The sequence below is a fragment of the Pseudoroseomonas cervicalis ATCC 49957 genome (genome assembly GCF_000164635.1).
GTDB lineage: Bacteria > Pseudomonadota > Alphaproteobacteria > Acetobacterales > Acetobacteraceae > Pseudoroseomonas > Pseudoroseomonas cervicalis.
In genome coordinates this window covers 161027-171103 of record NZ_GG770778.1, presented here as the reverse complement: position 1 = coordinate 171103, position 10077 = coordinate 161027, and the positions used below count along the sequence as shown (strand labels likewise).

Annotated in this window: 12 protein-coding genes; 6 read left to right on the top strand and 6 right to left on the bottom strand. The window is 71.9% G+C overall.

Annotated elements, in window-relative coordinates; translation table 11 throughout:
• On the bottom strand, positions 1 to 308 hold a 308-nt coding region (locus HMPREF0731_RS08125), incomplete at its 3' end, for a YicC/YloC family endoribonuclease (protein WP_007003592.1).
• Positions 309 to 347: 39 nt separating this feature from the next.
• On the opposite strand from HMPREF0731_RS08125, the gene HMPREF0731_RS08120 reads away from it, so the two are divergent.
• Positions 348 to 1136 carry an SDR family NAD(P)-dependent oxidoreductase gene (locus HMPREF0731_RS08120; RefSeq protein ID WP_040612560.1) on the top strand — a complete coding sequence of 263 codons (789 nt, stop codon included), beginning with the start codon at positions 348 to 350 and terminating at the stop codon, positions 1134 to 1136.
• Between the two features lie 145 nt (positions 1137 to 1281).
• Here HMPREF0731_RS08120 and mltG read toward each other — a convergent pair whose 3' ends face one another.
• The 5 genes from mltG to fabD form a co-directional block, all read right to left on the bottom strand.
• Complete coding sequence (gene mltG, locus HMPREF0731_RS08115; protein WP_007003590.1) at positions 1282 to 2259, bottom strand: endolytic transglycosylase MltG; 978 nt, start codon at positions 2257 to 2259, stop codon at positions 1282 to 1284.
• Between the two features lie 175 nt (positions 2260 to 2434).
• Entirely contained in the window at positions 2435 to 3718 is a 1284-nt protein-coding gene (fabF, locus tag HMPREF0731_RS08110; protein WP_007003589.1) for a beta-ketoacyl-ACP synthase II, read from the bottom strand.
• Between the two features lie 49 nt (positions 3719 to 3767).
• Positions 3768 to 4007 carry an acyl carrier protein gene (locus HMPREF0731_RS08105; protein ID WP_007003588.1) on the bottom strand — a complete coding sequence of 80 codons (240 nt, stop codon included), beginning with the start codon at positions 4005 to 4007 and terminating at the stop codon, positions 3768 to 3770.
• Positions 4008 to 4188: 181 nt separating this feature from the next.
• Positions 4189 to 4926: a 3-oxoacyl-[acyl-carrier-protein] reductase gene (fabG, locus tag HMPREF0731_RS08100; protein ID WP_007003587.1), complete on the bottom strand. Its 738-nt coding sequence runs from the start codon at positions 4924 to 4926 to the stop codon at positions 4189 to 4191.
• Between the two features lie 13 nt (positions 4927 to 4939).
• Complete coding sequence (gene fabD, locus HMPREF0731_RS08095) at positions 4940 to 5896, bottom strand: ACP S-malonyltransferase (protein WP_007003586.1); 957 nt, start codon at positions 5894 to 5896, stop codon at positions 4940 to 4942.
• Positions 5897 to 6249: 353 nt separating this feature from the next.
• Between fabD and rpsF the strand changes: the two genes are divergently transcribed.
• The 5 genes from rpsF (at position 6250) to HMPREF0731_RS08070 (ending at position 10024) form a co-directional block, all read left to right on the top strand.
• Positions 6250 to 6720, top strand: coding sequence for a 30S ribosomal protein S6 (gene rpsF, locus HMPREF0731_RS08090; protein ID WP_040612558.1), 471 nt, complete (start codon positions 6250 to 6252; stop codon positions 6718 to 6720).
• 6 nt (positions 6721 to 6726) lie between these two features.
• Positions 6727 to 7008, top strand: a complete 282-nt coding sequence (rpsR, locus tag HMPREF0731_RS08085; protein ID WP_007003584.1) for a 30S ribosomal protein S18 — start codon at positions 6727 to 6729, stop codon at positions 7006 to 7008.
• A 42-nt stretch (positions 7009 to 7050) separates the two neighbouring features.
• Positions 7051 to 7980: a hypothetical protein gene (locus HMPREF0731_RS08080; RefSeq protein ID WP_040612556.1), complete on the top strand. Its 930-nt coding sequence runs from the start codon at positions 7051 to 7053 to the stop codon at positions 7978 to 7980.
• Positions 7981 to 7996: 16 nt separating this feature from the next.
• Complete coding sequence (rplI, locus tag HMPREF0731_RS08075; protein WP_007003583.1) at positions 7997 to 8566, top strand: 50S ribosomal protein L9; 570 nt, start codon at positions 7997 to 7999, stop codon at positions 8564 to 8566.
• Positions 8567 to 8770: 204 nt separating this feature from the next.
• Entirely contained in the window at positions 8771 to 10024 is a 1254-nt protein-coding gene (locus HMPREF0731_RS08070) for an SAM-dependent methyltransferase (protein WP_007003582.1), read from the top strand.
• The last annotated feature ends 53 nt before the right edge of the window (positions 10025 to 10077 follow it).

Sequence of the window (10077 nt, the reverse complement as noted above, 5' to 3'; positions counted from 1 at the left end):
CAGCCCGGGATGCGCGCGGCGAGCTCCAGCGCCAGCGCCAGCGCCTGCTCCAGCGCCGCCGGGTCGGGGGTCAGGCGCGGCGCCCGGTCCTCCCGCTTCAGCGTCAGCGTGGCGGAGATGTTGCCGCGCTTGAAGCGTGCCGCCGTCGCCTCGCGCAGCGGCGCCTCCAGCCGGTCGAGGCCGGGGGGCAGGCGCAGCCGCACATCCAGCCCGCGCCCGTTGACGCTGCGCAATTCCCACACGTAACCCGTGCCATCCGGCAGGGTGCCCGCCTGGCGGGCAAATCCGGTCATCGAGGAGAGAGCCATGCCCGGCCTTCTCTTCCGCTCCGCAGCAGGATGCAAGGCATGGCGAACATTCCCTGGCGACGCATCGCCATCACCGGCGCCTCCTCCGGCCTCGGCCGCGCCTTGGCCGAGGCCAGTGCGGCGCCGGGCGTCACGCTGCACCTCGCCGGCCGCGATGCCGGGCGGCTGGACGCCAGCGCCGAGGCCTGCCGCGCCCGTGGCGCCACGGTGGCGGCGACAAGGCTGGATGTGCGCGACGCCGCCGCCTGCGCGGACTGGGTGGCGGGCATGGACGGGCTGGACTTGCTGATCGCCAATGCCGGGATCTCCGGCGGCACCGGCGGCGTGGCCGAGCCCGGCCCGCAGGTCCGCGCCATCTTCGACACCAATGTCCAAGGCGTGCTGAACACCGCCCTGCCGGCCCTGGAAAAAATGGCGGGGCAGGCGCCGGGGGCGGATGGGGTGCGCGGGCGGGTGGCCGTGATTGCCTCGGTCGCCGCCTTCGTCGCCGCCCCCGGCGCCGCCGCCTATTGCGCCAGCAAGGCCGCCGTGCAGCGCTGGGCCGAGGCGGCGGACGCCACCGAGCGCCATCGCGGCCTGCGGCTGCATGCCGTCTGCCCGGGCTATGTGCGCACGGCCATGACGGCGGTGAACGAGTTCCCGATGCCCTTCATGCTGTCGCCCGAGGAGGCCGCGCGCCGCACGCTGGAAGGAATCCGGCGCGGGCGCACCCGCATCGCCTACCCTTTCCCGACCTATGCGATGGCGCGGCTGGCCGGGGCGATGCCGCTGTCTCTCCGCGCCTTCATCGCCGCCAGGCTGCCGGCCAAGCCGGTGACCCAGGCTTGAGGGGGCTTTGCCCCCTCAAACTCCCCCAGCAGGGGACGGGGTCCCCTGCACCCGCCATCAGTGGGGTCCCGACAGATGGGTTTCCAAAGGCCTCAGGCCTTTGGTGGGGAGAGTTTGAGAGGGGCAAAGCCCCTCTCAAATCACCTCACTGCGTCGCGGACTGGCTGCGCTGCCGCTCGATGGCGCGCCAGCGCGCCACATTGCGGTTGTGCTCCTCCAGCGTGCGGGCGAAGGCATGGCCGCCCGTGCCATCGGCCACGAAATACAGATCCTCGGTGGCCATGGGCTGCAGCGTGGCGCGCAGCGCCTCCAGCCCCGGGCTGGCGATCGGCCCCGGCGGCAGGCCGCGGATGCGATAGGTGTTGAACGGGTGGTCGCGGTCCAGATCGGCGCGGCTGATCGGCCGGTCCAGCACCCCGCCATCGGCGGCCGCATAGGCGACCGTGGGGTCGGATTGCAGCATCATGCCGCGCCGCAGCCGGTTGATGAACACCCCCGCCACATGGGCGCGCTCGGCCGCCTGGCCGGTCTCGCGCTCGACGATCGAGGCCAGCACCAGCGCCTCGCGCGGCGAGGCCAGCGGCAGACCCTCGGCGCGCTCCTTCCACAGCCGGTCCAGCGCCTCGCGCATCGCGGCGCCGGCGCGGCGCACGATGGCGGCGCGGTTGTCGCCCCATTGATAGGCATAGGTCTCGGGCAGCAGCTCGCCCTCGCCGAAGGCCGGGGTGTCGCCGGTCAGCCCCTCGGCCTGGCCGATCAGCACGGCCATCTGCCTGGCCGTCAGCCCCTCGGGGATGGTCAGGCGGCGCTGCACCGGGCGGGCGGTGCGCAGCACGCTCAGCACCTCGCGCAGCGAGGCATGGGCGGGAAACAGATATTCCCCGGCGCGCAGCGGCCCCTCCTCCCGCGTCAGCCAGACGGCGATGGGAAAGACGCGCACATCGGCCAGCACGCCGCGCGCCGCCAGGGTCTGGCCGATCTGCTCGGTGCCGCCGCGGGCGATGACGATGGGGGTGGCCTCGGCCAGCGGGCCGGGGTCGAGATACTGCCCGCGCGCCCACCAGGCGCCGCCGGCGCCGGCGAGGATCAGCAGGGCCAGCAGCGCCAGGAGGAACTTGCGCATCGTCGAGCCTTTGTCAGGGCCACATCATGGCCGGGGCAAGGGCCGGGCGGGCCCGGCGCGGCGGGTCTGCCGGATCCCCCTCCGCGCATCCCCGTCCGGGGCGGCAGAGATGGGAAGGGCCAGGGGGTTTCGCAGCCCTGCGAATCCCCCTGGCCCGGTCACGCTTCCGAAAGGCTCAGGGCGCCTTGCGGAACAGGATGGAGGCGTTGGTGCCGCCGAAGCCGAAGCTGTTCGACAGCGCCACCTCGATCTTGCGCGGCTGCGCCTGCAGCGCCACGCGGTCGATCACGCTCTCCCGGGACGGGGAGTGCAGGTTCAGCGTGGGCGGCGCCACCTGGTCGCGCAGCGCGAGCACCGAGAAGATGCCCTCCACCGCGCCGGCCGCGCCGAGCAGATGCCCGATCGCCGATTTGGTGGACGACATCGCCAGGCCCTTGGCGGCCTCGCCGAACAGCCGCTCCACCGCCTCCAGCTCCAGGTCGTCGCCGAGCGGCGTCGAGGTGCCGTGGGCGTTGACGTACTGGATCTGCTCCGGGGTGATGCCGGCATCCCGCAGCGCCGCCTTCATGGCGCGGTAGGCACCGTCATGCCCCTCGGCCGGGGCGGTGATGTGGTAGGCATCGCCCGACATGCCGTAGCCCAGCACCTCGGCATAGATCTTGGCGCCGCGCTTCTTCGCGTGCTCGTATTCCTCGAGCACGAGGACGCCGGCGCCCTCGCCCATGACGAAGCCGTCGCGCCCGGCATCCCAGGGGCGGGAGCCCTCGGTCGGCCGGTCGTTGAAGCCGGTGGACAGGGCGCGGGCGGCGCAGAAGCCGGCCATGCCGATGTCGCAGATCGCGGCTTCCGCGCCGCCGGCCACCATCACATCGGCATCGCCGAGCGCGATGAGGCGGGCCGCGTCGCCCAGCGCATGCACGCCGGTCGCGCAGGCCGTCACCACCGCGTGGTTCGGGCCCTTGAAGCCGTAGCGGATCGAGACATGGCCGGAGGCCAGGTTGATCAGCGCGGAGGGGATGAAGAAGGGCGACAGGCGCCGCGCCTTGCCCGAGGCGACCAGCTGGGCGTTCTCGGAGATCGCCGGCAGGCCGCCGATGCCGGAGCCGATCATCACGCCGGTGGCGTTCTTGTCGTCTTCCGACTCGGCCACCCAGCCGGAATCCTCGACCGCCTCCACCGCCGCCACGAGGGCGAGCTGGATGAAGCGGTCCATCTTCTTCTGGTCCTTGACCGGGATCCACTCGTTGAAGTCGAGCTTCCCCTCGGCCTTGGAACCGGCGGGCACCTCGCCGGCGATGCGCGCCGGCAGGTCAGAGGCATCGAAATGGGTAATCGGGCCGATGCCGCTTTCACCCGCCAGCATCCGCTGCCACACATTCGCGACGCCGACGCCAAGCGGGCAGGCAATGCCCATCCCGGTGACGACGACGCGGCGCGGCGTCGTCAGAGAACCGAACACGCGTTATCTCCCCAAGGGCGCACGCAAAGGATGGCGCGGATGGAAGGCCTCAGGCGGCCTTCTGCGCCTCGATGTAGTCGATCGCGTCCTTGACGGTCGTGATCTTCTCGGCGGCATCGTCCGGGATCTCGACGCCGAAGGCCTCCTCGAAGGCCATCACCAGCTCGACCGTGTCGAGGCTGTCGGCGCCCAGGTCGTCGATGAAGGAGGCGGTTTCGGTCACCTTGGCCTCCTCGACGCCGAGGTGCTCGACCACGATCTTCTTCACCTTCTCGGCGGTATCGCTCATCGCCCGAGTCTCTCCTGCTTGCAGACGCTTGCCGGCTGCCCTGCCGGGGACGATCCCCGGCCTCAGACCGCGCGGCATTAACATGGAAGCCGGCCGGGGAACAGGTTTCCCGGCGAGGGTCACGCGGCCGGGATCTCCCGCGCCGCCATTCCCCCGCGGGCCCCTGCCCGGCCGACGCGCTTCAGGTCATCGCCATCCCGCCATTGACGTGGAGGGTCGCGCCCGTCACCCAACCGGCCTCGTCCGATGCCAGATAGGCAACGGACGCGGCAATGTCATCGGCCTCGCCCATCCGGCCGAGGGGGATCCGCTCCATCAGCCGCGCCTTCTGCTGCTCGTTGAGCGCATCGGTCATCGGCGTGCGGATGAAGCCCGGGGCCACCACGTTCACCGTGATGCCGCGGCTCGCCAGCTCCTGCGCCAGCGACTTGCTCATGCCGATCAGCCCGGCCTTGGCGGCGGAATAGTTCGCCTGCCCCGGATTGCCGGTGGTGCCCACGATCGAGGCGATCGAGACGATGCGGCCCGAGCGGCGCTTCATCATCCCGCGCATCGCCGCGCGCGCCAGGCGGAAGGGGGCGGAGAGGTCCACCTCCAGCACATCCGCCCAGTCCTTGTCGGACATGCGCATCGCCAGCCCGTCGCGGGTGAAGCCGGCATTGTTGACCAGGATGTCGAGCCGCCCCAGCTCGGCCTCCACCTTGTCGACCAGCGCGGCCGGCGCGGCCGGGTCGGAGAGGTTGGCGGGCGCCACCAGCGCGCCCTCGCCCAGCTCGGCCGCCAGCTCGGCCAGCACCGATTCGCGGGTGCCGGAGAGCGCGACCTTGGCGCCCTGCCTGTGCAGGGTGCGGGCGATGGCGGCGCCGATGCCACCCGTGGCGCCGGTCACCAGCGCCACCTTGCCGTCCAGTCGGAACATCGCGCGCCTCTCCTCAGAGCGTCTTCAGGAAGGCCTCGATCTCGGCGGGGGAGCCCACCGACATCGCCTGGGCCTCGGGGGCGAGGCGCTTCATCAGGCCGCTCAGCACCTTGCCGGCGCCGATCTCGATGAAGCGCTCGCAGCCCAGCGCGCGCATCGTGCCGATGCATTCGCGCCAGCGCACCGTGCCGGTCACCTGGCGCACCAGCAGCTCGCGGATCTCGGTGGGGTCGGTCGCCTTGGCGGCGGTGACGTTGGCCACCACCGGCACCAGCGGCGGGCGCAGCTCGGCCAGCGCCAGGGCCTCGGCCATGGCGTCGGCCGCCGGCGCCATCAGCGCGCAATGGAACGGGGCGGAGACCGGCAGCAGCATGGCGCGCTTGATGCCGGCTTCCTTGGCCAGCGCCACCGCGCGCTCCACCGCCGCGCGGTGGCCGGAGATCACCACCTGGCCGCCGCCATTGTCATTGGCGGCCTCGACCACCTCCTGGCCGCCCTCGGGCGTCAGGGCGGCGCGCTCGCAGATCTCCTGCGCCTGCGCCATCTCGGCGCCGAGCAGCGCCGCCATGGCGCCCTGGCCGGCCGGCACCGCCTTCTGCATCGCCTCGCCGCGCAGCCGCAGCAGGCGCGCGGCGGTGGCCACGTCGAAGCTCTGCGCCGCGGCCAGCGCGCTGTACTCGCCGAGGCTGTGGCCGGCGACCACCGCGACCTTCGCCTTCAGGTCGAAGCCGCCCTCCTGCTCCAGCACCCGCATCACGGCCAGGCTCATGGCCATCAGCGCCGGCTGGGCGTTGGCGGTCAGCGTCAGCTCCTCGATCGGGCCCTCGAACATCAGGCGCGAGAGGTTCTGCTTCAGCGTCTCGTCCACCGCCTCGAACACCTCGCGGGCGGGGGCGAAGGCCTCGGCCAGCTCGCGGCCCATGCCGACGGCCTGGCTGCCCTGGCCGGGGAAGACGAAGGCGATCGACATGGTGCTGCCGGCTTTCCTCGATGATGCGGCGGCCCTGGGGCGGACCTTCTGCGCTGGTGCGGTCCTGCCCGGGCGCCGATGGGGCGTCTCTGAGGGTCGGCGGGGTAACGGTCGGGAAACACCCTGTCAACGCCGGAGCGTGCCGGGCAGCGGCGCGAGCCCCGCCGGGCCTGGCCCGGGCCACCCCTCCCCGCCCGCCGCGCATGGCCTTTTTCCTTGCCGCCCCCCGGAAAATATGGTTCTAGCGCCGCTCCCCTGCCGGGCGCGTGAGGCATCGCGCCCGGCTATGCCCGTTTGCACTGCCTGACATGGGTCAGGACCAGGCCGGGCTGAGACAGCCACAGGGAGATCCCATGCCGCTGTATGAGACCGTGCTGATCGCACGCAACGACCTGACGCAGGCGCAGGTCGAGGCCATCGCCGACCAGGTCACCTCCGTCATCACCGAAGCCGGCGGCGAGGTGAAGAAGCGCGAGTACTGGGGCCTGCGTGGCCTGGCGTACCGCATCAAGAAGAACCGCAAGGCGCACTACATGCTCCTCGGCCTCGACTGCCCTGCGGCGGCCGAGCAGGAGGTCGCGCGTCAGCTCGGCCTGAACGAGGACGTGCTGCGCCACATGACGCTGCGCATCGAGGCGATCGACGAGGCCCCCTCGGCGATCCTGGCCAAGCGTGGCGACGACCGCGAGCGCGACCGTGGCTTCCGTGGCCCGCGCCCGGCCGCCGGCCGCTTCTCGTCGGGCCGCCGCGAGCGGAGCGACGACCGTGAAGAGTATCGCGCCCGTCCGCGTGACGAGGCCGACACCGCTGGCGGCGAGGAGTAATCGATCATGTCCGACACCAACACCGATGTGAACATCGCCGCCCGCCGCCCCGCCGTGGGCGCCCGCCGGCCGTTCTACCGCCGCCGCAAGTCCTGCCCCTTCTCCGGCCCGAACGCGCCGAAGATCGACTACAAGGACGTGCGCCTGCTCTCCCGCTTCCTGAGCGAGCGCGGCAAGATCGTCCCCTCCCGGATCACCGCCGTGTCGGGGAAGAAGCAGCGCGAGCTGGCCAACGCCATCAAGCGCGCCCGCTTCCTGGCCCTGCTGCCCTACGTCATCAACGACTGACGGCAGCGGACGGGATCAGGACCTGAGACCAGGATCGGCAACGTGGCAACCGGAACCCCCCGGAGCGGCCTGACCGACGACCCCCGCCTGCTGGCGGGCGTCGCGGCCGGGCTCGTCTCCGCCATCGCCGCCCTGGCCGCCTTCCGCGGCCTGCCAGGCGGCATGGGGCTGTTCTGGCTGTCGCCGCTGCCGCTGCTCATGGCCGGCCTCGGCTTCGGCCAGTTCGCCGCCGGCCTGGCCGTGGCCATCGGCGGCGCCACGCTGCTGCTGACCACGCCGGGCTTCCTGCCGCTGCTGTTCTGGCTCGCCCTCTATGGCGGGCCGGTGCTGCTGCTGCTGGGCCTCGGCCTGCGGCCGCAGGCGGATGGCACGGCGCGGCTGGCGCTCGGCCCGCCGCTGGCGGTGCTCGGCCTCTGGCCGGCCGCGATGCTGCTGCTGGCCGCCTTCGCCGCCGGCGAGGGCGGGCTGGACGGCATGCTGCGCGGCGCGGTGGAGACCGGCATGGCCCGCATGGGCGCCGAGGCCTCCGAGGCGATCCTGCAGCAGATCATCCGGCTGCAGGCGGCGGCGCTGTCGCTGTGGACCGCGCTGGTGCTGGTGGCCAATGCCGCCGGCGCGCAGGGTTTCCTGCTGCGCCGCGGCCTGGCCCTGGCGCCGGCCCCGGCCTGGCGCGCGGCGCGGCTGCCCTTCTGGTACCCGGCGCTGCCGGGGCTGGCCGGGCTGCTGTGGTGGATCGCCGAGCCCTCGGCCGAGCTGCTGCCGCTGTCGCTCTGCCTGGTGCTGGCGGTGCCGCTGGTGCTGCAGGGCCTGGCCGCGATGCACACGCGCCTGGCGGGCTTCTCGGCCCGGCTGCCGCTGCTGATCCTGCTCTATGTCCTGATACTCGTCTTCAGCCTGCCGGGTGCCCTGATCCTTGTGGCGCTCGGCCTCCTCGAACAGTACGGGCGCCGCAACCCGCCCGCCAACATGTGAGATCGGGGTTACACCGATGATCGAAGTCATCCTGATGCAGCGGGTCGACAAGCTCGGCCAGATGGGCGAGGTCGTGAAGGTCCGCCCTGGCTACGCCCGCAATTTCCTCCTGCCCAAGGGCCGGGCGATCCGCGCCAACAAGGACAACCTGGCGCGCTTCGAGCGTGAGCGGGTGCAGCTCGAGGCGCTGAACCTGAAGCGCCGCGAGGAAGCCGAGCGCATCGCCGAGCGGATGGACGGCCTGTCCGTCGTCATCATCCGCCAGGCGGGCGAGTCGGGCGGCCTGTACGGCTCCGTCTCCAGCCGCGACATCGCCGATGCCGCCAAGGCGGCCGGCCTGACCGTGGCGCGCAGCCAGATCCTGCTGGAGCAGCCGATCAAGACGCTGGGCGTCACCCAGGTGAAGGTCGAGCTGCACCCGGAAGTGCTGCTGCCGATCTCCGTCAACGTCGCCCGCTCGGTCGAAGAGGCCGAGAAGCAGGCGCGCGGCGAGGATCTGCGCGCCGAGCAGCAGGCCGAGGAGGAGAGCCTGGAGGCCGAGCTGGCCGCCGAGCTGTCCGAGCTGGGCGCCGCCTCGGAGGATTGATGCCGCCCCTTCCCCTCGGGGAAGGCCGGGCACGGAACAGGGCGTCCCCCGCCAGGGGGGCGCCCTTTTTCATGCGCTTCCCGCGCCACAACCGACACGAAAACTTCATGACCAAACCGTAAAGACCATCCCGCCCGCTTGAATGGACAGCCCTGCCGACCCAACCCAACCTGCATCGGCTGTGCAGAAGGAAGGGTTCGGACGATGCTGTTCGACCGGGTTCTGTCCCGCATGATCCGGCGCGGGACGCTGACGGTGCGCTACCCCGATGGCCAATCCCGCGTCTATCGCGGCGCCGAGGGCCCCGCCGCGGGGCTCGACATCCGCACCCGCCGCGCCGAATGGCGGCTGGTGACCAATCCCGGCCTGGCCTTCGGCGAGGGCTATATGAGCGGCGAGCTGGCGCCGCTGGATTGCTCGCTCTACGAGGTGATGGACCTGCTGGTGCTCAACCTGATGGGCACCGGCCATCCGGGCGAGGCGGTGATGGAGAAGCTGCGCTGGCTGCGCCGGCGCCTCGACCAGCTGAACCCCGCGCCGCGCGCGCGCCGCAACGTGGCGCATCACTACGACCTGAACGGCCGGCTCTACGCCCTCTTCCTCGACCGCGACCGGCAATATTCCTGCGCCTATTTCCCGACCGGGCAGGAGAGCCTGGAGGAGGCGCAGGAGGCCAAGAAGCGCCACATCGCCGCCAAGCTCAGGCTCGACCGGCCGGATCTCGAGGTGCTCGACATCGGCTGCGGCTGGGGCGGCATGGCGCTGCACCTGGCGCGCGAGCATGGCGCCCGCGTCACCGGCATCACGCTGTCCACCGAGCAGCTGGAGGTGGCGCGCGCCCGGGCCGAGGCGGCGGGGCTGGCCGGGCGCGTCCGCTTCGAGCTGATGGATTACCGCGACTGGGCGCGGCCGGTGGACCGCATCGTCTCGGTCGGCATGTTCGAGCATGTCGGCATCGACCATTACCGCCGCTTCTTCCGCACCCTGCGCGGCGCGCTGCGCGAGGATGGCGTGGCGCTGGTGCACGCCATCGGCCGCAGCGACGGGCCGGGCAGCACCAATCCCTGGATCGCCAAGTACATCTTCCCCGGCGGCTATTCCCCGGCTTTGTCGGAGGTGCTGCCGGCGGTGGAGAAATCCGGCCTCTGGGTGACCGATATCGAGATCCTGCGGCTGCACTACGCGCAGACCATCGCGCATTGGCGGCGCCGCTTCGCCGCCAACCGGGACGCCATCCAGAGCCTCTATGACGAGCGCTTCTGCCGCATGTTCGAGTTCTACCTGATCGGCTCGGAGCTGGCCTTCCGGCGCATGGGGCACATGAACTGGCAGCTGCAGCTGACCCGCCAGGTGGACACGCTGCCGCTCACCCGGGACTACATGGCGGAGGCCGAGGCCAGGGGGCTTCGCCCCCTGGACCCCCACCAAGAACCTGAGGTTCTTGGATCTCCCACCTGATGGCGGGGTCCGGGGTGGCCCTGCCACCCCGGCGGGCTCTGGCGCACTGCGCC

Excerpts from the sequence above, each read along its gene's own strand:
- HMPREF0731_RS08105 (WP_007003588.1), bottom strand. The coding sequence starts at position 4,007 with ATGAGCGATACCGCCGAGAAGGTGAAGAAGATCGTGGTCGAGCACCTC.
- rpsR (WP_007003584.1), top strand. The coding sequence starts at position 6,727 with ATGTCCGACACCAACACCGATGTGAACATCGCCGCCCGCCGCCCCGCC.
- fabD (WP_007003586.1), bottom strand. The coding sequence starts at position 5,896 with ATGTCGATCGCCTTCGTCTTCCCCGGCCAGGGCAGCCAGGCCGTCGGC.
- mltG (WP_007003590.1), bottom strand. The coding sequence starts at position 2,259 with ATGCGCAAGTTCCTCCTGGCGCTGCTGGCCCTGCTGATCCTCGCCGGC.
- fabG (WP_007003587.1), bottom strand. The coding sequence starts at position 4,926 with ATGTTCCGACTGGACGGCAAGGTGGCGCTGGTGACCGGCGCCACGGGT.
- HMPREF0731_RS08070 (WP_007003582.1), top strand. The coding sequence starts at position 8,771 with ATGCTGTTCGACCGGGTTCTGTCCCGCATGATCCGGCGCGGGACGCTG.
- rplI (WP_007003583.1), top strand. The coding sequence starts at position 7,997 with ATGATCGAAGTCATCCTGATGCAGCGGGTCGACAAGCTCGGCCAGATG.
- rpsF (WP_040612558.1), top strand. The coding sequence starts at position 6,250 with ATGCCGCTGTATGAGACCGTGCTGATCGCACGCAACGACCTGACGCAG.
- HMPREF0731_RS08120 (WP_040612560.1), top strand. The coding sequence starts at position 348 with ATGGCGAACATTCCCTGGCGACGCATCGCCATCACCGGCGCCTCCTCC.